The sequence below is a fragment of the Haloferax marisrubri genome, assembly GCF_001469875.2.
GTDB lineage: Archaea > Halobacteriota > Halobacteria > Halobacteriales > Haloferacaceae > Haloferax > Haloferax marisrubri.
Window position 1 is genome coordinate 87,134 of the sequence record NZ_LOPW02000001.1, and the last position, 20,208, is coordinate 107,341.

General features: G+C 66.6%; 23 protein-coding genes. 9 read left to right on the top strand and 14 right to left on the bottom strand.

Translation table 11 applies throughout. The features are described 5' to 3' along the window. Window positions 1-125: 125 nt before the first annotated feature. Together AUR65_RS00435 and AUR65_RS00440 are read left to right on the top strand one after the other, a co-directional pair. Window positions 126-1,433: a M28 family peptidase gene (locus tag AUR65_RS00435; RefSeq protein WP_058565963.1), complete on the top strand. Its 1,308-nt coding sequence runs from the start codon at window positions 126-128 to the stop codon at window positions 1,431-1,433. A 135-nt stretch (window positions 1,434-1,568) separates the two neighbouring features. Continuing rightward, window positions 1,569-2,300 carry an NAD(+)/NADH kinase gene (locus tag AUR65_RS00440; RefSeq protein ID WP_058565852.1) on the top strand — a complete coding sequence of 244 codons (732 nt, stop codon included), beginning with the start codon at window positions 1,569-1,571 and terminating at the stop codon, window positions 2,298-2,300. Between the two features lie 116 nt (window positions 2,301-2,416). Here the strand turns inward: AUR65_RS00440 and AUR65_RS00445 are convergent, their stop codons facing one another. The 8 genes from AUR65_RS00445 to AUR65_RS00480 all read right to left on the bottom strand — a co-directional run bounded on the left by AUR65_RS00445 (window position 2,417) and on the right by AUR65_RS00480 (window position 7,221). Beyond that, window positions 2,417-2,860 (bottom strand): DUF7313 family protein, encoded by a 444-nt coding sequence (locus AUR65_RS00445; protein ID WP_058565853.1) that lies wholly within the window; start codon window positions 2,858-2,860, stop codon window positions 2,417-2,419. A 140-nt stretch (window positions 2,861-3,000) separates the two neighbouring features. Continuing rightward, window positions 3,001-3,282: a DUF7314 family protein gene (locus tag AUR65_RS00450; RefSeq protein ID WP_058565854.1), complete on the bottom strand. Its 282-nt coding sequence runs from the start codon at window positions 3,280-3,282 to the stop codon at window positions 3,001-3,003. Beyond that, window positions 3,275-3,664, bottom strand: coding sequence for a DUF7315 family membrane protein (locus AUR65_RS00455; protein ID WP_058565855.1), 390 nt, complete (start codon window positions 3,662-3,664; stop codon window positions 3,275-3,277). The genes AUR65_RS00450 and AUR65_RS00455 overlap by 8 nt, the downstream gene beginning before the upstream one ends. Window positions 3,665-3,703: 39 nt before the next feature. Further along, on the bottom strand, window positions 3,704-4,468 hold the full coding sequence (locus tag AUR65_RS00460) for a cytochrome b family protein (protein WP_058565856.1): 765 nt from the start codon (window positions 4,466-4,468) through the stop codon (window positions 3,704-3,706). A gap of 10 nt (window positions 4,469-4,478) precedes the next feature. Next, window positions 4,479-5,273: a cytochrome b gene (locus AUR65_RS00465; RefSeq protein WP_004044094.1), complete on the bottom strand. Its 795-nt coding sequence runs from the start codon at window positions 5,271-5,273 to the stop codon at window positions 4,479-4,481. Window positions 5,274-5,276: 3 nt separating this feature from the next. Further along, entirely contained in the window at window positions 5,277-5,666 is a 390-nt protein-coding gene (locus AUR65_RS00470) for a DUF7318 family protein (RefSeq protein ID WP_058565857.1), read from the bottom strand. Then, the gene (locus tag AUR65_RS00475; RefSeq protein WP_058565858.1) at window positions 5,666-6,304 is read right to left on the bottom strand and encodes a halocyanin domain-containing protein; all 639 of its coding nucleotides are present in this window, start codon (window positions 6,302-6,304) and stop codon (window positions 5,666-5,668) included. The genes AUR65_RS00470 and AUR65_RS00475 overlap by 1 nt, the downstream gene beginning before the upstream one ends. Before the next feature lie 86 nt (window positions 6,305-6,390). Continuing rightward, window positions 6,391-7,221, bottom strand: coding sequence for a DUF7319 domain-containing protein (locus AUR65_RS00480; RefSeq protein ID WP_058565859.1), 831 nt, complete (start codon window positions 7,219-7,221; stop codon window positions 6,391-6,393). 240 nt (window positions 7,222-7,461) lie between these two features. Here AUR65_RS00480 and AUR65_RS00485 point away from each other — a divergent pair, with 240 nt between their 5' ends. Further along, window positions 7,462-7,944 (top strand): DUF7321 family protein, encoded by a 483-nt coding sequence (locus AUR65_RS00485; protein WP_058565860.1) that lies wholly within the window; start codon window positions 7,462-7,464, stop codon window positions 7,942-7,944. Window positions 7,945-7,948: 4 nt separating this feature from the next. On the opposite strand, the gene nth is transcribed toward AUR65_RS00485, so the two are convergent. Further along, window positions 7,949-8,632, bottom strand: a complete 684-nt coding sequence (gene nth / locus AUR65_RS00490; RefSeq protein WP_058565861.1) for an endonuclease III — start codon at window positions 8,630-8,632, stop codon at window positions 7,949-7,951. Window positions 8,633-8,776: 144 nt separating this feature from the next. Here nth and AUR65_RS00495 point away from each other — a divergent pair, with 144 nt between their 5' ends. After that, on the top strand, window positions 8,777-9,517 hold the full coding sequence (locus AUR65_RS00495) for a DUF998 domain-containing protein (protein ID WP_084816374.1): 741 nt from the start codon (window positions 8,777-8,779) through the stop codon (window positions 9,515-9,517). A 78-nt stretch (window positions 9,518-9,595) separates the two neighbouring features. After that, the gene (locus tag AUR65_RS20415; RefSeq protein ID WP_269844085.1) at window positions 9,596-9,730 is read left to right on the top strand and encodes a hypothetical protein; all 135 of its coding nucleotides are present in this window, start codon (window positions 9,596-9,598) and stop codon (window positions 9,728-9,730) included. 79 nt (window positions 9,731-9,809) lie between these two features. On the opposite strand, the gene pan1 is transcribed toward AUR65_RS20415, so the two are convergent. Then, window positions 9,810-11,027: a proteasome-activating nucleotidase Pan1 gene (gene pan1, locus AUR65_RS00500; RefSeq protein WP_058565862.1), complete on the bottom strand. Its 1,218-nt coding sequence runs from the start codon at window positions 11,025-11,027 to the stop codon at window positions 9,810-9,812. A gap of 171 nt (window positions 11,028-11,198) precedes the next feature. Here pan1 and AUR65_RS00505 point away from each other — a divergent pair, with 171 nt between their 5' ends. Next, a complete protein-coding gene (locus tag AUR65_RS00505) occupies window positions 11,199-11,468 on the top strand; it encodes a helix-turn-helix domain-containing protein (protein WP_004972579.1) in 270 nt (89 codons plus the stop codon). On the opposite strand, the gene AUR65_RS20140 is transcribed toward AUR65_RS00505, so the two are convergent. Further along, on the bottom strand, window positions 11,465-11,719 hold the full coding sequence (locus AUR65_RS20140) for a hypothetical protein (protein ID WP_233194304.1): 255 nt from the start codon (window positions 11,717-11,719) through the stop codon (window positions 11,465-11,467). The two genes, AUR65_RS00505 and AUR65_RS20140, sit on opposite strands and share 4 nt — an antisense overlap. A 185-nt stretch (window positions 11,720-11,904) precedes the next feature. Here AUR65_RS20140 and mre11 point away from each other — a divergent pair, with 185 nt between their 5' ends. Together mre11 and rad50 are read left to right on the top strand one after the other, a co-directional pair. Next, on the top strand, window positions 11,905-13,284 hold the full coding sequence (gene mre11, locus AUR65_RS00515) for a DNA double-strand break repair protein Mre11 (RefSeq protein ID WP_058565864.1): 1,380 nt from the start codon (window positions 11,905-11,907) through the stop codon (window positions 13,282-13,284). Continuing rightward, a complete protein-coding gene (gene rad50 / locus AUR65_RS00520; protein WP_058565865.1) occupies window positions 13,281-15,962 on the top strand; it encodes a DNA double-strand break repair ATPase Rad50 in 2,682 nt (893 codons plus the stop codon). Before mre11 ends, rad50 begins: the two co-directional genes overlap by 4 nt. Window positions 15,963-15,998: 36 nt before the next feature. On the opposite strand, the gene AUR65_RS00525 is transcribed toward rad50, so the two are convergent. Genes AUR65_RS00525 through AUR65_RS00535 form a run of 3 tightly spaced genes read right to left on the bottom strand, consistent with a single transcriptional unit; the run spans window position 15,999 to window position 17,252 of the window. Then, on the bottom strand, window positions 15,999-16,427 hold the full coding sequence (locus AUR65_RS00525; RefSeq protein ID WP_058565866.1) for a DUF7346 family protein: 429 nt from the start codon (window positions 16,425-16,427) through the stop codon (window positions 15,999-16,001). 27 nt (window positions 16,428-16,454) lie between these two features. Next, complete coding sequence (locus AUR65_RS00530) at window positions 16,455-17,018, bottom strand: DUF7322 domain-containing protein (RefSeq protein ID WP_058565867.1); 564 nt, start codon at window positions 17,016-17,018, stop codon at window positions 16,455-16,457. A 48-nt stretch (window positions 17,019-17,066) separates the two neighbouring features. Continuing rightward, window positions 17,067-17,252, bottom strand: coding sequence for a DUF7331 family protein (locus AUR65_RS00535; protein ID WP_058565868.1), 186 nt, complete (start codon window positions 17,250-17,252; stop codon window positions 17,067-17,069). A gap of 105 nt (window positions 17,253-17,357) precedes the next feature. On the opposite strand from AUR65_RS00535, the gene AUR65_RS00540 reads away from it, so the two are divergent. After that, window positions 17,358-20,054 (top strand): DNA-directed DNA polymerase, encoded by a 2,697-nt coding sequence (locus AUR65_RS00540; protein WP_058565869.1) that lies wholly within the window; start codon window positions 17,358-17,360, stop codon window positions 20,052-20,054. Window positions 20,055-20,208: the final 154 nt, after the last annotated feature.

A 20,208-nucleotide genomic window follows, 5' to 3' on the forward strand; every position in this document is an offset into this window, starting at 1 on the left:
TCGCCGTCACGGCCGCGACGCTCCGACGCGAGCGTCTCGCCGGAGTCGGCCGATTTCTCCGCCTCATCACCGCCGTGTTTTCGCCCCATCGCAACGGTTACCACGGCCCCGCGAGACGGTCCACTATGAGTGACTGGATAGGCGACACGTTCACCAGCGAGGTCGGCTGGAACCACCTGGAGACGCTCGTCGACATCGGCAACCGAATGGCCGGTTCGCCCGGCGAGCGCGAGGCGATGGAGGCGACCCGAGACGCCCTCGAACGCGTCGGCGCGCGCAACGCCCGCATCGACCCCTTCGAGATTCAGGGCTGGGAACGCGGCGACAGCGCCCTCTACGCCGCCGACACCACGCAGGACTGCATCGCGCTCCCGCGCAGTCCCGCCGGCACCGCGAGCGGCGAACTGGTCGACCTCGGCTACGGCCTGCCCGAGGACTTCGACCGCGACCTCTCGGGGAAGGTCGTCGTCGTCTCTACGACGGTCCCCGACCACTACGACCGCTTCATCCACCGCCGCGAGAAGTACTACTACGCCGTCGAGGCCGGCGCGGCCGCGTTCGTCTTCGCCAACCACGTCCCCGGCCAACTCCCGCCCACGGGGAGCGTCGGCACCGCGGAGGCCCCCATCGGCGACATCCCCGCGGTCGGCGTGAGCAAAGAGGTCGGCGCGCGCCTCCGCCGCCGGTTCGACGGCGACGAGGTGACCGTCGACGTGACCTGCGAGACGCCCGCGGCCGAAAGCGGGAACGTCCACGCCGAACTCGGTCCCGACACCGACGCAGAGGTGCTCGTCACGAGCCACCTCGACGCCCACGACATCGCCGAGGGCGCGATGGACAACGGCGCGGGCACCGCGATGGTGGTCGAAGTCGCCCGCGCGCTCGCCGCCCGCGAGGACGAACTCGACACCCGCGTCCGCTTCGTCTGCTTCGGCGCGGAGGAAGTCGGCCTCGTCGGCTCCGAGTACGAAGCCGACCGCCTCGGCGACGCCCGAAGCGACGTGAAGGCCATCGTCAACAACGACGGCGTCGTCGCCGGGCGGACGCTCAAGCTCACGACTCACGGCTTCGACGAACTCGGAACCGCCGCCGAGACGGTTGCCGAGCGGTTCGACCACGACGTTTCGACGCTCCCCGAACAGCTCCCACACAGCGACCACTGGCCGTTCGTCGCCCACGGCGTCCCGGCGTACATGGTCGGGAGCGAGAAGGAAGGCCGCGGCCGCGGCTGGGGCCACACCCACGCCGACACCATCGAGAAACTGGAGTCGCGGACGCTCCGCGAGCAGGCGATTCTCCTGACGGAACTGACCGTCGAACTCGCCGACGCAGACCGAGAGATACCCCACGCCGACCCCGCGGACATCGCGGCGGCGCTCGAAGCCGAAGACCAAGCGGAAGGCATGAAAGTCACCGGCGACTGGCCGTTCTGAGGCGTCGGCGACTCACAGTACCCGTCCGGTCCGCCCAGCCCGCGCCGCCCATCGCCGGACCGAACCACGAGGGCTTTTATTCGCGGCGGCGTAGCACGGGACGATGCTACGGGGGCTCGCCGCGGGTGGACGACGATGAGATTCGGTATCGTCGGTGACGACTCGGTCGCCACCGCCGTCAGAGCGGCCGGTGCGTCGGTCGAACCGAAGCCGGCCGACGCGGACGCCGTCGTCGCGGTCGGCGAGTCGGCGCTCTCGACGGTCGCCCTCGGCTCAGAGTGGACGTGTCCGGTCCTTCCCGTCGACTGTGGTGCGCCGTGGGCCACGCCGCGGCACGACCTCGAAGCGCGGTTGTCCGCGGTCGCCGCGGGCGACGGTCGAGTCGTCGACCACCCGACGCTCTCGCTCCGCGTCGGCGGCGACGCGGCAGGCCGCGCGCTCCTCGACGCGATGCTCGTCACGAGCGAGCCGGCGCACATCTCCGAGTACGGTGTCGCCCACGCGGAGGCCGCGGTCCCCTTCTCGTCCGAACCGACCGACGAGTCGCGCGCGGCGGCGCGCTGGACGCCGGTCGACGAGTTCCGCGCCGACGGCGTCGTCGTCGCCACCCCGCTCGGGAGCTCGGGCTACGCGCGCGCCGCGGGTGGCGCGGTCGTCGGCCCGGCCGCCGGGCTCGCCGTCGTACCCGTCTCACCGTACGCGACCCAGACGAACTCGTGGGTCCTCCAGCCGCCCGTCCGTCTGTCGGTCGAACGCGACGACGCGCCCGTCTCGCTCGTCGCCGACGACGAGGTCGTCCGGGAGGTTCCCCCGTCGGAGTCGGTGGTCATCGACCGCGACGGGAGCGTTCCGCTTCTCGTCGAGTGAGCGCCTCGCTCGGCCGTGATTTCGGACTCCGAGCGGCGGCGCTCGACGCGACGGAAAAATACCTGTTCCTCGTGAGCGGTGCGAGACGGCGACGCGGAGAAGAGTGCGTCGCGGGCTTAGACGATGAGGTTCCAGTAGTCCGAGACGAGGAAGAAGAGGCTCTGGAACGCCGCGTACAGGAGCACGAGCGTCGCGGCGACGAGCGAGCCGTTCGGGCGTTCGAGCGGCTTGTCGGTGCGGGCTTCGACCTTGCGCGCTTCGAACTCGAAGAAGTCGGTGACGAACATCCCGACGACCAGCACGGTCAGCACCATGCCGCCGTGCGGCTCGACGAGCAGGTAGAGGAACGAGGTCAGGACGAGCGCGCCCGAACTAATCGAATGCGGGAGATATCGGGAGATGGCCTCCTCTCCGCCTTCCTCGGCCTGCTTGACGTGCGACCGGTGACCGAGGAAGCGCGTCGCGAAGTTCGCAAGCACGAGCACGAGCGCCACGTGCGGGACGACCGGTTCGACCGCCGCCAACTGGTCGAGCGGAACGAGGAACTGTAGTGGGTGCATACAGGACCGTCGGAGCGAGACTCATTAGAGTTTTTCCAATCCGACGCGGCGGGCCGCCCCGAGCGCACCCGCTATCGTGGGGGTCTTTTCGGCGGCTCGAATCGAGATGAGAGGAGAAGCGACCGCGTCGACCGGTCGATTTACTGCGCGTTGCGGCGCTCTTCGAGCGCGGACATGATTTGGTGACCTGCGGGGATGAGCACCCAGAAGGTGAGCGCGCCGAGGAGCGCGAACCAGAGGAACACGTCCATCAGGGTGACGCCGATGATGTTGAACAGTCCCTCGGTCGCACCGGACGACAGCGGCTCGATGAGCTGTTGACTGCTCTCGAAACTGCTCGTCCGGTACCACGACGCGAGCACCAGCCACGCGAGTCCGGACCCGGTCAGGATACCCAGTCCCTTGATGAATTCGTCAGCCATTGTTCGAGTCTTCGCCGGAGTCCTCTTGAGACTTTCCCATTCCTTGGGCGCGAAACCGAGTCCCGAGCGTGTAGACGACCGCGCCGAACGCGATGACGCTCAGTCCGACCACCGCGAGCGCCGTGCTGAGTAGCCCGTCGGCGACGCCGATGCCGAGCGCGCCGAGCGCGCCGGCGACGACCGCGCGGAGAGCGCTCACTTGGAGCGTCGCGGCGTCGAGGAAGACGAAGCCGAGGACCACGCTGACGACGGCGATGAGCGTCGAAAAGACGGTAATCGTCTTGTAGAGTCGCATGGGGACGACGATGTCGCGCCGGCCGCGACGTCCGCGCCGCGCGCCGTCGCGCTCGCCGGTCCGACCGGTTGCGTCGCTGTCTGTCATCAGTGACGCTAAGAAGTGACGGGTGGTAGTGGTTCCGCTCTATTTCGGCGGGCGAAGCCGGTAGTAGCGGCGGTTGAGGTTGTACATGTACCCCTCGCGCATCGTCTTCAGCACCGCGTAGGTGATGGTCCCGAAGACGAACGGCAACAGGAACGTCAGGTCGAACAGCAGGTCGACGTTCATGGGCATGAGGTTCTTGATGGCCAGCAGCGAGATGGTGAATGCGAACACCACGCCGAAGACGCCGACTGCGGACCAGAACGGCTGCTCGACGGGTCGCCGGGCCGAGCCCTTGTTGAGGAAGGGCACGATGGCGATGAAGCCGACGACGACGCCGTTCGCCAGCACGCCGTACGTGCGGTCGGCCATCAGCATCTGATCGCCCAGAATGGCGATTTCGGGGTTGAGCGGACCGAGTTTGAGCAGGCCGAACGACCAGTAGAGATACCAGTCGGGCAGGATGACCGCCGGCGTGGTCGATGGGTTCGCGGGGTTGCCGATGTGCGGCGGCATCGTCGCCGAGAGGAACAGAATCATCCCGACGAAGAACGACGCAATCGAGAGGTTGCGGACGGTCTCGTGAGGCCACGTGGGGAACGCGAGCACGTCGCGTTCGACGTAGTCGGACTCCGTGCGGAGGTCCTGGTCTTCACGACGTGCGCGCTCGAAGTACTCGTAGGTAAGCCGCGAGAGGCCGGTCTTGCGAGCCTTGCGCTCGCTCCACGTCGGCGTCTCGTCGTCCGGGGCCACGATGCCCGCGCCGTCGGATCGAATCTCCTCGTTTTCGGGTTCGTTGTCGCTCATAGTTGTCACCTCAGTGCGGCTCCGCGATGCCCTGCACCCACACGATGCCGATGTGGATCGCGATGAGCGTCGTCACGACGAACGGGAGCAGGAACACGTGAATGATGTACATGCGCTGTAGCGTCGACTGGCCCAGCGAGAAGCCACCGAACAGGAGCTGTGCGACCCACTCGCCGGCGAGCGGGACCGACAGCGCCATCTCGACGCCGATTTGGCCGGCCCAGAACGCGAGCTGGTCCCACGGCAGGAGGTATCCGGTGTATCCGAACACCATCGTCAGGCTGATGAGGACGATGCCGAGGAGCCAGTTCAGCTCGCGGGGTTCCTTGTACGACCCCGTGAAGTAGACACGGAGCATGTGCAGGAACACGGCCGCGACCATGACCTGCGCCGCCCAGCGGTGGACGGAGCGGAGCATGAAGCCGAACTGCAGGTCGCGCATGATGAACTCGATACTGTTGTAGGCCGTGGTCGGGTCGCCGGTCGTCGCGGGGGAGTAGTAGAACCCGAGGAGGGCACCACTAATCGCCGCGACGACGTACGCGAGCGTCGAGAACAAGCCGAGGGTGTACAGGGGGTACCAGTACCAGAACTTGTTGTCGAGGTTGTACTGCTCGGTGTGGCTTTTCGGCATCTGGAGGTTGACTCGGTAGTAGAGCGTCTCCAGAAGCTCCAGATAATCGACGATGCGGAGTCGCTTATCCAGCCAGATGAGCGTGGTGAGGAAGGTGGCCTCGACCGGAGTGAGGTCCTTCTTCTTCATCCAGGCCTTGTGGTCGTAGTCGTCTTTGCGTTCGAGACTCATGGTTTATCGCTTGTAGTAGGGGTACACCGCGCGCTTGACCTGTTCCCACGCGTCGTCGCTGCTGACGGTAACTCCGTCGACGTCTTCCTCGCGGACGTAGAGGTCTTCCCACTTGCGACGCCGCTTTTTGACGATCATCACGTCGGGGAGGAACTCCTTGCGGTACAGCGCGAGGATGAACGCGAGGTCCACGAAGATGACGGCGAGGACGCCGCCGAGGAACATGTTCCCCGTGTCCGTCAGTCCCCAGCCCGAGACGAAGCCGTAGGTGAAGAGGAACACGAACACGACCTCGATAATCGTCAGGAGGACGATTGCGATGGCCGCTGCGGTGCTCTCTCGTGCCGGTTCGTATCGGTGAATGTCGCCGTATGTGCTGCCGGTCGAAGACATTATTCGCCACCTCCGGTGTTACCCGTATTTGGGGACTCGCCGTACTTCAAGATGAAGAACGTGTAGATGATGGTGACGAGGATGCCGAGAATCGTCGCCGAGCCGACCCAGTGGGCCTGAATCGGGACGCCGAGTTCGTGCAGTTCCTTCTCGCCGCCACCGCCGGTGCTGATAGTCGCCACGTCGTCGCCGACGGCGACCGCGCCGAGCATGCCGAGCGCCTCGTGCGGCACACAGTGGTAGTTCGTGATGCCACCGTCCTCGAACGTGAACTCGTAGGTGGTTCCGGCCTCGGAAACGGCCGCGCCGGAGTCGAGCGACGCACCCTCGCTCGCGACGACGTTGTGCCCGCCGCCTTCGCCGGTCCACTCCCACGTCACGGTCGTGCCGGGGTCGATCCAGATGCCAGCCGGTGCGAACGCAAGGTTACCTCCGTTGCCGGACGCGCCAACTTCGATGGTGACCTCGCTTTGGCCGCGGAGGTCTTCGTAGCCTCCGTCGACGCCGTCGAGGTAGCCACCGAAGTCGGGTTGAACCTGCGCTCCACCGCCGCCTTCCTGCGCAGCAGCGGTCCCGGCGGCAGCGGTCGCGGCGGCTGTCGCACCGCCAGCCGTTCGGAGAAACTCCCGCCTTTTCATACGGTCGTTCGTCAGGATGGGATGCGCTTAAACCCACCGACTATGCCGTCACGGAGGGGGTTTCGCGAGGTGGTCGGCCGCCGCTCTCAGCCCTCAGAACTGAGGGCGTCTCCCTCGGGTGGCTCCACCAGGGACGCGACGTTCTCGTCCCCGTCGAACGTCGGGACGAACTCGGGGCGCGACCCGCCTTCGAGACCCATGACGCGGAGCCTGTCTCGGTACTCCTCGGCGCGGAAGCGGTCCGAAAGCCGAGCGTTCGCCACGACGACGAAGAGGAAAAAGCCGATGACGAGGAAGCCCAGGCCGGCCAGCGGCGCGATAATCGACTCGAGGTCGGGGAGGACGAGCCACGCGCCGATGAGCGCGACCCCGCCGAGCAACTGGCCGAACGCGACGATTTGGAGCATCCGATTCCCGAAGTCGCCGGTGCCCTGTGCGACGTCTTCTGGCTCGGGGAGTCTGACGGTCTCGGGCGCGTCGTTCACCTCGAAGTCCTCCATCGAACAGAGCGCGACGGTCGGCTTCACGTCGCGAAGGACGGTCCCTTCGCCCTCGACGCTCCCGTCGGGGTAGACGACGGCGTAGCCCTCGTCGGAGTACGCGAGAATCCGGGGCTCGCCGTCTTCGGTCACGCGTTCGAGGACGGCGAACACCTCGCGAATCGCGACCCGGTAGCGGAGTTCCTGTTCGACGCGGTCGAGTAGCTCCTCGCCGACGATCCACGAGTCGGGGTCGAACGCGGCGTCCCACTCCTCGGGGGTCATCTTCGCCATGTCGGCCGGGCCGAAGTTCTCGAAGTCGTACTTGGCTTCGACCTCCTCGCGGAGGGCCGCGAGCTCCGCGTCGGACATCGCGGCGTCGGCGTCCGCGTCCGGTGACGAGCCGTCGTCGGCCGGGGCGGAAGACGAGTCTGACATCGCCCCGGAGTAGGGTCCACGCCGGTAAACGTGTTCCGACCCCGAGCGCGTTCGTCGCGGGCGACTCGCCGCGCGCCGCTCCGAAACGCGGCGTCAGTTGGTTCGGCGCTCGAAAACTGTGGTTCGAAGCTCGAATTCTAGTTGTCGCGACCGACGTTCGGGGCCCGTCGCGTGGTCTAGCGCTCGAACGGGACGCCGCGCATCGGTCCCTTTAGGCCGGCCGGGTCCTAACGCCGTGCGATGGCAGACGAGACGACGCTCGCCACGCTCGCCGCGATTACCGTCACGGCCAGTTTTCCGTTCTACATCTACGGCGCGTGGATAATGATCGACGCCGAGACGGTGTCGTGGGACGTCCTCGTCTACCACCTCAAAATCATCTTCCCCGGGCTCGTGTTGAACACGGTCCCGGTCGTCACGTGGATGCTCCCGCGGCTCTTTCAGCAACTCAACGGCCTCAGCGCCCTGCACGCGATTCTCGGCCTGCAGGCGTACGCGATGCTCGTCTTCGCGCTCACGGGAATCGTCCGCATCTTCCAGGCCAAGTGGGAGGCCGACCTCTACCGCGACCCGGACCAAGACCTGTCACTCGACGACCTCCACGAGAACATGGGCGCGTGGCGCGGCCGCCTCCGCGTCGGCGTCTTCGGCTACGTCATCTTCTGGGTGTTCGCGTGGCTGCTCGGTATCTACCGCTACCTGAGCGGCTACGTGTTCGTCTGAGCGGTCACCACGCCTCGCCGCTGGCGAGGTCGACGTCGTGGTCGCGCTTCGACGAGGGACAGACGTCTTCGAGCACGCACGCGTCGCAGTCGGGGTTGCGCGCGTCGCAGACGGCCCGCCCGTGGCTGATGAACAGGTGCGTGAACTGCTGCCAGTCGCGCTCGGGGACGACCGGCATCAGGTCCTCCTCGATTCGCTCGGGGTACTCCTCCTCTGTCAGGCCGAGGCGACGCGAGAGCCGCTGGACGTGGGTGTCGACGACGATGCCCTCGACGATGTCGTGGCCGTGCTGGAGGACGACGTTCGCGGTCTTCCGGCCGACGCCGGCGAGGTCGGTCAGCGCGGACATGGTGTCCGGAACCTCGCCGTCGTGCTTTTCGATGATGTCCGCGCACGCGGAGCGGATGTACTTCGCCTTGTTGTTGTAGTAGGTGATGGAGCTGATGTCGTCGGCCAGCTCCTCTTGGTCGGCGGCGGCGTAGTCCGCGGCGTCGTCGTACTTCTCGAACAGCTCCGCGGTGACCTTGTTGACGCGCTCGTCGGTACACTGCGCCGAAAGCATGACGGCGATGAGCAGTTCGAGGCGATTCGAGTAGGAAAGCGAGATGGTGGTGTCGGGGTACTCCTCGTACAGTCGGTCGAGGACCTCCTCGGCTTGCGCCTCGCGGCTTTCGAGTGGCGTGCCCATACCTGTGGGTGCGACCCGGTCGGTTTCAGTCGTTCGGGTTGGGGCGAGGGGTGCGGATTCCTGACTCTCCGGATTCTCGCGGTCTAAGAGCCAGCGGTCGGTGTTATCGACGCGTCAAGCGTCTCAAAGAACGGAGTGAGTACGATGACACCGACCACCGAGTCCCGACGGGACGGCAGTCCGCCGACCGAGACGCGAACCGAACGAATCACCGAGACGCCGGGCGCACACGGCTCCCAGCGCGAGCGGTACGTCGCCGGCGCGATGCTGTTCGCGTTCGGCCTGCTCGCGCTCATGGGAATCATCACCGCCGAGGCGTTCTACCCCAGCTACAACGCGGGCGTACAGGAGATAAGCGACCTCGGCGCGACGAGGCCGCCCAACAGCGTCATCCTCCAGCCGTCGGCGACGATTTTCAACGCGACGATGATACTTTCGGGGCTGTTGGTCCTCGGCGCGAGCTACTTCGCACACCGGGCGTTCCGCGACCGTGTCGTCACCGCCGCCATCGCCGCGCTCGGCCTCGGCGTCCTCGGCGTGGGTATCTTCGACGGGAGCGAAGCCCCGATGCACGGGCTGTCCGCGCTCCTGACGTTCTTCGCCGGCGGTCTCTCGGCGGTCGTCGCCGCGCGGGTCATCGAGACGCCGTTCCGCTACCTCTCGGTCGCGGTTGGCGGCTTCGTCCTCACCCTCTTGGTGAGTATCTTCGCGTTCGGCCTCCTCGGTCTCCCGCACCCGCTTTCGTTCCTCGGCGCGGGCGGTATCGAGCGCTACGTCGCCTACCCGGTACTTCTGTGGTTCATCGGGTTCGGCGGCTACCTGATGGGGCCCGCGTCGGAGACGACACCCGCCGAGCCGAGCGATTCGACCGACTCGGCCGCCTGACCGACGCCGCCCGGTGAGGCGTCCGACGCGGCCGCGTGAACCCGACGATTTATGATACACGACCGCGACCGACCGAGCATGTCCACGCTCGAACTTCCCGGCCGGCGCGAATCGTGGCTGACCGCGGCCGCGACGCTCGGCGGGTACGGTCTCATCCTTACTGCGATGTTCCTCGCGTTGTTCGTCCTTCCGTACGTCGCGTTCGCCGCGTAGTCACTCGGCGGTCGGCGTCGCGCGAAAAGTGAGATACGGAATCGAAAGCCGAAACGGAACGAATCGCGACTCGCGTCGATTACGCGAACGCGCGGGAGACTTCCGTCTCGTCCGAGGCTTCCTGCTGAATCTTCTCCCAGGCGTCGAGGAAGTCCTGCATGTATATCTCCGTGCGGTCGTCGCGGATGGCGAACATCCCGGCCTCCGTACAGATGGCCTTGATGTCGGCACCGGAGGCGTTGTCGGCCATCTCGGCGAGTTCGACGAAGTCCACGTCGTCGGAGACGTTCATCTTCCGGGTGTGAATCTGGAAGATTATCTCGCGGCCGTCCTCGTTCGGCTTGGGAACCTCGATGAGGCGGTCGAACCGGCCGGGGCGGAGAATCGCGGGGTCGAGCATGTCGAAGCGGTTGGTCGCCGCGATGATGCGGATGTTCCCGCGTTCGTCGAAGCCGTCCATCTCGGCGAGCAGTTGCATCATCGTGCGCTGGACCTCGGCGTCGCCGGAGGTCTTCGAGTCCGTGCGCTTCGAGGCGATGGCGTCGATCTCGTCGATGAAGATGACGGCGGGCTCGTTCTCGCGGGCGACCTCGAACAGGTCGCGGACGAGCTTCGCGCCCTCGCCGATGAACTTGTGCACAAGCTCGGAGCCGGCCATCTTGATGAACGAGGCGTTCGTCTGGTTGGCGACGGCCTTGGCGAGCATCGTCTTCCCGGTCCCCGGCGGGCCGTAGAGGAGCACGCCGGACGGCGGGTCGATGCCCACCTTCTCGAACATCTCGGGGCGGTCGAGCGGCATCTCGACCGTCTCGCGGACCTCCTGCATCTGCTCTTCGAGTCCGCCGATGTCCTCGTAGGTCACGTCGGGGCTGTGTTCGACCTGCATCACGCGCGCCCGGACGTCCGTCTCCTTGTCGAGTCGCTTGACGATGGAAAGGGAGTTGTTCACGGCGACGCGCGCGTCGGGTTCGAGCTCCTCGCGCATCTCGTCGGTCACTTCGGTGAGGGCCTCTTGGTTATTACCGTGCTGCTTGATGATGACCCCCTCGTCGGTGATTTCCTGAACCGTCGCAACGAAGAGCGGCGACTGCTTGAGCTTCTTGTTCTCGTGGGTAAGCCGCTCGAGCTTCTGTTGATACTTGTTGTTCTCGGCGTTCGTGTCGAGGAGCTTGTCGCGCATCTCCTCGTTTTGCGTTTCGAGAACTTCGAGCCGCTCTTGAAGGGCGGTGATCTTCTCCTGCTGCGACGCCGAGTCCTTATCGTAGGGGAGATCGACGTCGTCCACAGTATCGGTCATCATCCGGCATAGGGTGCAGGTTCATAAGAGGCTTCGGGTGTGTGAGGGATTCGCCGCCTAGGGGGCGTCTCCCGCCCGGATGACGAGTCTGACGTGCGTCACATAAATTTCTCACAGTAATAAATCTGGATAGCAAATATTATCTAATAGCATTGCATGGTGTCTCGTACGATGAGCACTACGGAAGCAGTCGAACGCGAGTCCGAGCCCCAGTCAGACGACCGGTGGGAATCGGTTCGGGACATGCCCCCGAGCGCGAAGTTGGTCGCGAAGATTCTCGACTACGAGGACACGCTCACCCAGAGCCAAATCGCCGAGGAGTCACTTCTGCCCCCGCGCACCGTCCGCTACGCGCTCTCCCGGCTGGAAGACGAGGGCGCGGTCGACTCCCGGTTTTCGTTCTCCGACGCGCGCAAGCGCCTCTACACGCTCAACATTTAAATCCGAACGCGCGGCCACGTCGTCGCATGTCTTCGCCCGCTCCCGACGACGTCGGCCGCGCCCTCTCCGCGCTCGCCGACGCTGACGCCGATGCCGATGTCGACGACCGGTCCGGGTCGCGCCCGCCCGCCGAGGTCGTCGCCGACGCGCGAAGCGCGTTTCAATCGCTCCACTCTGCCGCGCGATTTCTCTCCGATGGTGGCGAACTGACGCTCCGTCGAGCGGTCGGCGAGGCCGCGCGACGCGGACACCACGACTGCGCGCGTAGCGGGCGGTCACTCCTCGCAGCCCTCGACCGGCTACGCGGCGCGCTCGGCGGCGCGGCCGACGAGTCGGCGCGGGGTTTCCGCGCCGCTCGGGGACGACCGCGGGACGCAGACCACTTTCGCTCCGGTCGCACAACCGTTTTCAGCGGCGGTGGCGAACCGGTTGATAGATGACACGGGTGATACACACCGGCGACACCCACATCGGGTATCAGCAGTACCACTCGCCGGAGCGCCGCCAGGACTTCCTCGACGCCTTCGAACGGGTCGTCGCGGACGCGCTCGACGGGGACGTGGACGCCGTCGTCCACGCGGGCGACCTCTACCACGACCGCCGTCCCGAACTCCCGGACCTCCTCGGGACGCTCGCCGCGCTCCGCCGCCTCGACGACGCCGGGATTCCCTTCCTCGCCATCGTCGGCAACCACGAGTCGACCCGCGGGGGCCAGTGGCTCGACCTCTTCGAGCGCCTCGGACTGGCGACGAGACTCGGGCGCGACCCGCACGTCGTCGGCGACGTGGCGTTCTACGGCCTCGACCACGTGCCGCGCTCCCGACGCGACGAACTCGACTACCAGTTCGACCCCGTCGACGCCGAGCGCGCGGTGCTCGTCGCCCACGGCCTGTTTACGCCCTTCGCGCACGCCGACTGGGAGACGGAAACCGTTCTCGCCGAGTCGAACGTCGACTTCGACGCGGTCCTCCTCGGCGACAACCACGTCCCCGACACCGCCGAACTCGACGGGACGTGGGTGACCTACTGCGGGTCGACCGAGCGCGCGAGCGCGAGCGAGCGCGAACCGCGCGGGTACAACCTCGTCCAGTTCACGCCCGACGAGGTCGATATCCGCCGTCGAACCCTCGAAACGCGCCCGTTCGCCTTCGTCGAGGTCGACCTCGCCGGCGACGAGGGCATCGAGCGCGTCCGCCAGCGCGTCCGCGAGTTCGACCTCGAAGACGCGGTCGTCATCGTCGAACTGCGGGGCGAGGGCGAGACCGTCACCCCCGCGGCGGTCGAGTCGTTCGCCGTCGAGGAGGGCGCGCTCGTCGCCCGCGTCAACGACAAGCGCGACATCGACGACGACGGCGAACTGGCAACCGACGTGACCTTCGCCGACCCCGACGACGCGGTGCGCGAGCGGGTCCGCGAGATGGGTCTGTCGAGCGCCGCCCTCGACGTGGACGAGACGGTCCGCGCGAGCAAGGTCGCCGACTCGAACGTCCGCGACGAAGTGAGCGAGCGCGTCGCGTCGCTTCTCTCGGACGACCCCGACGCCTTCGTCGCCGCCGAGCGCGACGGCGACGCCCAGGGCGAGGACGAGAATTCGGAGGGCGTCGAAGACGCGGCGGTCGCTGAAGACGTTGAAGCTGCCGAAGAAGTGTCCGAGTCTGGGACCGAGACGACGACCGAATCCGACGCCGAGACGACGACCGAATCCGACGCCGAGACGACGGCCGAATCCGACGCCGAGACGACGACCGAATCCGACTCGGAGGCCGCCGCGGACCCGGCGGCGAGCCGCGACAGCTCGCTGGGTGATTTCGCGTGAGATTCACCCGCGTCGCCATCCGGAACTTCAAGCCCTACGAGGACGCCGAACTCGACCTCCGAGACGGCGTCACGGTCATCCACGGCGTCAACGGCAGCGGCAAGTCGTCGCTCCTCGAAGCGTGCTTCTTCGCGCTCTACGGCTCGAAGGCGCTCGCGGGGACGCTCGAAGACGTGGTGACCACGGGCGCGGACGACGCCGAAATCGCGCTCGAATTCGTTCACGACGGCGGCGAGTACCGCATCGACCGCCGGATTCGCGTCTCCGGCGACCGCGCGACCACCGCCAAGTGCGTCCTCGAAGGTCCCGAGGGAACCGTCGAGGGCGCGCGCGACGTTCGCCGGCACGTCGCGTCGCTCCTGCGGATGGACGCCGAGGCGTTCGTGAACTGCGCGTACGTCCAGCAGGGCGAGGTCAACAAGCTCATCAACGCGACGCCGAGCCAGCGGCAGGACATGATAGACGACCTCCTCCAACTCGGAAAGCTCGAGACGTACCGCGAGCGGGCCGGCAACGCCCGCCTCGGGGTCGAAGACGTGCTGACGAGCAAACGGAGCGTCCTCGAAGACGTCGAGTCGCAAATCGAGGCCAAAGAGGACGCGGACCTCCACGCGACGCTCAACGCGCTCGAATCCGAACTCGACTCCCTCGACGAGCAGATTTCGAACTACGAGGGCCAGCGCGACAAGGCGAAGTCGGCGCTCGACGCCGCCGAGGCGACGCTCGACGAACACGCCGAAAAGCGGGAGCGCCTCGACGAGGTCGAAGCGGCAATCGAGGACCTGACCGCGAAAATCTCCGCCGACGAGACGAAGCGCGACGACCTCTCGGAGCGTATCCGCGAACTCGACGCTGCGGCCGACGACCTCGAATCTGACATCGACGACGCCCTCGCCCGGGCCGACCTCGACGACGCGAGCGACGAGGCGATAGCCGACGCGCGGGAGGCGCTTTCGGAGCGCGAGGCGGAACTCCGCGACGACCTCTCGGAGGCGCGGACGCGGACGCAGGCGTTCGAGACGCAGGCCGAGCGGCTCGCCGAGCGCGCCGACGACCTCGAATCGCGCGCCGAGGAGAAACGCGAGGCCGCCGCCGCCGACGCGGAGGCCGCCGCCGACGCCGAGCGAGAACTCGAATCGTTCCGCGAGACGCGCGCGGAGCTTCGGTCGTCGCTCGACGACGCCGAGGCCCGGTTCGAAGACGCCCCCGTCGAACTCGGCGAGGCGGCAGACCTGCTCGAAAAACGGCGTGAGGCGCGGTCCGACGCCCGCGAGTCGCTCGCGGAGACGGAGACCGAACTGAAGAACGCGCGCGAGCGCCTCGCCGAGGCCGAGCGTCTCCGCGACGCGGGCAAGTGTCCCGAGTGCGGGCAGCCGGTCGAGGGGTCGCCCCACGTCGACGCCATCAGCGAGCGCGAGGCCGCGGTCGAGTCGCTGGAGGCCGACCGCGAATCGCTCGAATCGGACGTCGAGTCACGTTCTGCGGCTGTCGAGGCGGCCGAGGCGCTGGTCGAAATCGAGAACCGCGCGAGCACCCAGCGCGACAAACTCGACCTCGTGGAAGAACGCATCGCCGACCGCGAGGAGACCGTCGAGAGCCGCCGCGAGGCCGCCGAAGAAAAGCGCGAGGCGGCCGCGGAACTCGAAGCCGAAGCCGAGGAGAAACGCGAGGCCGCGACGACGCAGGCCGAGCGGGCCGAGGAAGTCGCTGAGACGGTCGAATCGCTCGAATCAGACCTCCAATCCCTCGACGAGCGGCGCGACCGACTCGACCGCGTCGAATCGCTGGTCGAGACGCGGGCCGAGAAAATCGACGCTCGGGACCGCCTCCGCGAGAAACGCGAGACGCTCGCAGAGGTGAACCGCGAGCGCCGCGAACACCTCCGCGAGCGCCGCGAGCGCCGCGACGAACTCCGCGAGACGGTCGACGAGGAGGCGGTCGAGGGGGCGAAGAAGCGCAAACGGAACGCCGCGGAGTACCTCGAACGGGTCGAAGACGAGGTGTTGCCCGAGTTGCGTGAGAAGCGCGACGACCTCCAGAGCCGCGTCGGTGGCGTCGAGGCCGAACTCGAACAGTTGGGCGACCTCCGAGAGCGCCGCGACGGCCTCGCCGAGCGCGTGGACGCCCTCGAATCGCTCCACGACGAGGTCTCGACGCTCGAATCGACCTACGGCGACCTCCGGGCGGAGCTTCGCCAGCGCAACGTCGAGGTGCTCGAACGGATGCTCAACGAGACGTTCGACCTCGTCTACGCCAACGACGCTTACTCGCGCATCCGACTCGACGGCGAGTACGGCTTGACGGTGTTCCAGAAGGACGGCACCGCACTCGAACCCGAACAGCTCTCGGGCGGCGAGCGCGCCCTGTTCAACCTCAGCCTCCGGTGTGCCATCTATCGGCTCCTCGCGGAGGGAATCGACGGCGCGGCCCCGCTCCCGCCGCTCATCCTCGACGAGCCGACGGTCTTCCTCGACGACGGCCACGTCTCGCGGCTGGTCGACCTCGTCGAGGACATGCAGAACCGCGGCGTCAAGCAGATTCTCATCGTCAGCCACGACAACGAACTGGTCGGCGCGGCCGACGACCTCGTCCGCGTGGAGAAGAACCCGACGACGAACCGCTCGACGGTCGAGCGGACCGACGCGCCGACCGTCGAGAGCGCGCTCGCGGACGACTGAGGTCGCTCGTGTCCGCGGCGATACCCTATTCGCTCGCTATTCGCTCGCCCGCAGTAATTCGACCCCTTCTTTCGCGGCGTCGGTCGCCTCGTAGCCGCGTTCCCCGTAGACCGTGGTCTCGGCGACGAGACCGGCGACTCGGAACTCGGTCAGGAGGCCGTGGAGGTCGCTCTCGCAGAGGTCGTAGGCCCCGAGGAGGTCGACCACGGGAAGCGGCCCGCGGTCGACGAGGTCGACGAGCAGGCCCAGTCCGCGCTCGGTCGGGACCGCGACGAGGATTTTCCGGACCGGTTCGGGGACGGCGCGCGCGGCGGTTTCGAGCGGGGACTCGCCGCTCACGGCTTCGAGGTCGTCGTTCGGCAGGTACCGTTCCTCGCCGGTCTTGGGGTCGCGGACGCGACTGGCGTCGCTCGACTGCTTGACGAGGAGGTACGTCCGGCCGTCTGGCCCGCGGACGGTTCGCATATGTCTCGGCGAAGGGCGCGGCGACTGTTAGCGGTTGCGCTCGGGAGCGTCTTCGTCGGGAGCGCTCACGTCACCGTCGTCCTCGTCGCCGTCGTCACTCTCGTCGCTGTCCTCGCCGTCCCGCCACTCCCCTCGCTTGAACTCCCGATAAATGGAGTAAACGCGGACGAGCACGACCGCGCCGAACAGAAACAGGCCGCCGCCGAGAAGCGTGTCGCCGCGGAAGTAGACGAGCATCGGGCCGACCGTGATTCCCGCGAGGCCGACGTTCGCCAGTACGACGCTCGCCCAGAATAACCGGGCGACCTCGGGGTTCACGTCGGGAGAGAACTCCGGCGCGTCGTCACCATCGCCATCGGGGTCGTCGTCGCCGTCGTCGGCGTCTTCGCCGGGGATGCGGACGCGGGGAATCGTCGGGAGTTCCTTCTCGGGGTTCCCCCAGCGGGTTTCCGGGTCCCAGCGGGCCTCGGGGTCGCCCCACCGTTTTTCGGGGTCGATTTTCGAGGCCATGTCCGACGAGGGACGCTCCGCGTCGTCGTTCCCGTCGGTCGCGTCGGCGGGCGTCCCCTCGCGGCACTCGTCGTCCGTCACGCTCGCGTCGAGACGCCGTGCCGAGAAAAAGTGTCCGTTTCGGCCGAGTCAGGCGCAGTCGTCGAGGCGCATCGAGCGCGAGGCCTCGACCCACGCGAGTGGGTTCTCCGCGTCGTAGAACACCACGCCACCGTCGATATCGTAGGATTCGATCGTCTCGGCTCCTGTCGGACCAGTCGGTCCGTCGCCGTCGATCGTGCCATCCCACCGCTCCGGAGTTGCGTGGTCGGTCATATCGTGTGACAAGGAATGTCACACATGGATAAATGTCTTTCCGTGGTTCGGGGTGCGGTTCGTGGAAACGCCGGGGTTTTTAGCCGCGCCATCGAAGCGACTGGCATGACGCAGACGGGTCTGACCGACTTCGGGGGGAACGACGCCGACGGCGCGGGCGACGCGCGGCCTGACGAGGAGGCCGCCATCGTCGCCGGCGACGCCGGCCAGCACGTCTCCGACGTCATCGACACGGACGAGGTGCGGTTTCCCGACCCGGACGGGACGGTCGAACTGGCCGTCTCGCAGGTCGACTACACCATCGAGGGCGCGGGCCGAGACGAGTACCCGGTGATTCACATCTTCGGTCGGACGGCGGACGACGAGACCGAACACGTCCGCGTGCTCGGCTTCCGGCCGTACTTCTACGCGCCCACCGCCAGTCTCGACGACGATGCGCTCGACAAGGACGTTATCACCGGTACCGAGGACGGCTACGAGAGCATCCGCGGCGAGGAACTGACGAAGATTTTCGGCCGCACTCCCCGCGACGTCGGCCAGATTCGCGACGAGTTCGACCACTACGAGGCGGACATCCTCTTTCCGAACCGGCTACTCATCGACAAGGACATCAAAGGCGGCGTCCGCGTCCCCGAGCGCCGCCTCGACGACGGGACGATTCAGATTCCCCACCAGGAGGTCACGCCCGCGGAGGTCGACGCGAACCTCCGGGTGAACACCTTCGACATCGAGGTCAACGACCGGAACGGCTTCCCCGAAGATGGCGAGGAGCCGATTATCTGCCTCACCAGCCACGACTCCTACCGCGACGAGTACGTCGTCTGGCACGCCGTTGCCGAAGAAGGCCTCGGCAAGCGCCCCGACTCGTTGCCGAACTACGAGTTCCTCGGGGAGGACGCGGGCGTGGAAGTCAGGACGTTCGACGAGGAGGCCGCGATGCTCGACGCCTTCCTCTCGTACATCGAGGAGACCGACCCCGACGTGCTCACGGGGTGGAACTTCGAGGACTTCGACGCGCCGTACTTCCTCGACCGGTTGGAGGAAGTCGACAGGAGGACCGACCTGAACCTCGACTACAACCGCATGTCGCGGCTCGGCGAGGTCTGGCGCGGCGGCTGGGGCGGCCCGGACATCAAGGGCCGCGTCGTCTTCGACCTGCTGTACGCCTACAAGCGCACCCAGTTCACCGAACTCGAGTCCTACCGGCTCGACGCGGTGGGCGAACTCGAACTCGACGCGGGCAAAGAGCGCTACTCGGGCGACATCGGCGACCTCTGGGAGGAAGACCCCGAACGCCTGCTCGAGTACAACCTCCGCGACGTGGAACTGTGCGTCGAAATCGACCGGAAACAGGACATCATCGCCTTCTGGGACGAGGTGCGGACGTTCGTCGGCTGTAAGCTCGAAGACGCGCCGACGCCCGGCGACACCGTCGACATCTACGTCCTCCACAAGGTCCACGGCGAGTTCGCGCTCCCCTCGAAGGGCAAACAGGAGTCGGAAGACTACGAGGGCGGTGCCGTCTTCGACCCCATCACCGGCGTCAAGGAGAACGTCACGGTGCTCGACCTGAAGTCGCTGTACCCGATGTGTATGGTGACTATCAACGCCTCGCCGGAGACGAAAGTCGACCCCGAGAGCTACGACGGCGAGATGTTCCGCGCGCCCAACGGGACGCACTTCCAGCAGGAGCCCGACGGCATGATTCGGGAGATGGTCGACGAACTCCTCACCGAGCGGGAGGAAAAGAAGTCGCTTCGGAACTCCCACAACCCCGGCTCGTCGCAGTACGAGCAGTTCGACCGCCAGCAGGCCGCGGTGAAGGTCATCATGAACTCGCTGTACGGCGTGCTGGGCTGGGACCGCTTCCGCCTCTACGACAAGGAGATGGGCGCGGCGGTGACGGCGACCGGGCGGAAGGTCATCGAGTTCACGGAGCAGGCCGCGAACCAAATCGGCTACGACGTGGCCTACGGCGACACCGACAGCGTCATGCTCGAACTCGGCCCGGACGTGTCGAAAGAAGAAGCCATCGAGCAGTCGTTCGACATCGAGGAGCACATCAACGCCGCCTACGACGACTTCGCGCGCGACGAGTTGGGCGCGGACGAACACCGCTTCCAAATCGAGTTCGAGAAGCTCTACCGGCGGTTCTTCCAGGCGGGGAAAAAGAAGCGCTACGCGGGCCACATCGTCTGGAAGGAGGGCAAAGACGTCGACGACATCGACATCACGGGCTTCGAGTACAAACGGTCGGACATCGCGCAGATAACCAAAGAAGTCCAGAAGAACGTCATCGACATGATCGTCCACGGTGAGGAGACGGAAGTCATCAAGGACTACCTCCACGGCATCATCACGGACTTCGAGGCGGGGAACCTGCCGCTCGAACAGGCCGGTATCCCCGGCGGCATCGGCAAGCGCCTCTCGGCGTACGAGACGCCGACCGCGCACGTCCGCGGGGCGCAGTACGCAAACGCCTTCCTCGGGACGAACTTCGGCCGCGGGTCGAAGCCGAAACGGGTCTATCTCAAGAAGGTCCACCCGTCGTGGTTCCGCGAGATGGAGACCGGCGAGTTCGACCCGCAGGTCGACGACCTCTACCGCGAGTTCAAGCGCGACCCCGACGTCATCTGCTTCGAGTACGCAGACCAGATTCCCGAGGCGTTCGAAGTCGACTGGGACACGATGCTCAACAAAACGCTCGAAGGGCCCATCTCCCGCGTCATCGAGGCGCTCGGGATGTCGTGGGACGAGGTGAAAAGCGGGCAGGAACAGACCGGTCTCGGGAGCTTCATGTGACCGCTCTCGCCGACAACTAACGAAACTATATTCGGTTACATAGGTGGCGGCGCCGTAACGTCGTTCGGCTGTCCGAAACCCGGACGCGCGTCGCGAACCGGCGTGATTTTTTGCGGATTTGAAAACAAATTTTCTTTCTACAAAAGGTGGCGGG

Excerpts from the sequence above, each read along its gene's own strand:
- AUR65_RS00480 (WP_058565859.1), bottom strand. The coding sequence starts at position 7,221 with ATGTCAGACTCGTCTTCCGCCCCGGCCGACGACGGCTCGTCACCGGAC.
- mre11 (WP_058565864.1), top strand. The coding sequence starts at position 11,905 with ATGACACGGGTGATACACACCGGCGACACCCACATCGGGTATCAGCAG.
- AUR65_RS20415 (WP_269844085.1), top strand. The coding sequence starts at position 9,596 with ATGTCCACGCTCGAACTTCCCGGCCGGCGCGAATCGTGGCTGACCGCG.
- AUR65_RS00470 (WP_058565857.1), bottom strand. The coding sequence starts at position 5,666 with ATGTCTTCGACCGGCAGCACATACGGCGACATTCACCGATACGAACCG.
- AUR65_RS00485 (WP_058565860.1), top strand. The coding sequence starts at position 7,462 with ATGGCAGACGAGACGACGCTCGCCACGCTCGCCGCGATTACCGTCACG.
- AUR65_RS00505 (WP_004972579.1), top strand. The coding sequence starts at position 11,199 with ATGAGCACTACGGAAGCAGTCGAACGCGAGTCCGAGCCCCAGTCAGAC.
- AUR65_RS00525 (WP_058565866.1), bottom strand. The coding sequence starts at position 16,427 with ATGCGAACCGTCCGCGGGCCAGACGGCCGGACGTACCTCCTCGTCAAG.
- AUR65_RS00455 (WP_058565855.1), bottom strand. The coding sequence starts at position 3,664 with ATGACAGACAGCGACGCAACCGGTCGGACCGGCGAGCGCGACGGCGCG.
- AUR65_RS00450 (WP_058565854.1), bottom strand. The coding sequence starts at position 3,282 with ATGGCTGACGAATTCATCAAGGGACTGGGTATCCTGACCGGGTCCGGA.
- pan1 (WP_058565862.1), bottom strand. The coding sequence starts at position 11,027 with ATGACCGATACTGTGGACGACGTCGATCTCCCCTACGATAAGGACTCG.
- AUR65_RS00540 (WP_058565869.1), top strand. The coding sequence starts at position 17,358 with ATGACGCAGACGGGTCTGACCGACTTCGGGGGGAACGACGCCGACGGC.
- AUR65_RS00445 (WP_058565853.1), bottom strand. The coding sequence starts at position 2,860 with ATGCACCCACTACAGTTCCTCGTTCCGCTCGACCAGTTGGCGGCGGTC.
- AUR65_RS00465 (WP_004044094.1), bottom strand. The coding sequence starts at position 5,273 with ATGAGTCTCGAACGCAAAGACGACTACGACCACAAGGCCTGGATGAAG.
- nth (WP_058565861.1), bottom strand. The coding sequence starts at position 8,632 with ATGGGCACGCCACTCGAAAGCCGCGAGGCGCAAGCCGAGGAGGTCCTC.
- AUR65_RS00535 (WP_058565868.1), bottom strand. The coding sequence starts at position 17,252 with ATGACCGACCACGCAACTCCGGAGCGGTGGGATGGCACGATCGACGGC.
- AUR65_RS00435 (WP_058565963.1), top strand. The coding sequence starts at position 126 with ATGAGTGACTGGATAGGCGACACGTTCACCAGCGAGGTCGGCTGGAAC.
- AUR65_RS00440 (WP_058565852.1), top strand. The coding sequence starts at position 1,569 with ATGAGATTCGGTATCGTCGGTGACGACTCGGTCGCCACCGCCGTCAGA.
- AUR65_RS00475 (WP_058565858.1), bottom strand. The coding sequence starts at position 6,304 with ATGAAAAGGCGGGAGTTTCTCCGAACGGCTGGCGGTGCGACAGCCGCC.
- AUR65_RS00495 (WP_084816374.1), top strand. The coding sequence starts at position 8,777 with ATGACACCGACCACCGAGTCCCGACGGGACGGCAGTCCGCCGACCGAG.
- AUR65_RS00460 (WP_058565856.1), bottom strand. The coding sequence starts at position 4,468 with ATGAGCGACAACGAACCCGAAAACGAGGAGATTCGATCCGACGGCGCG.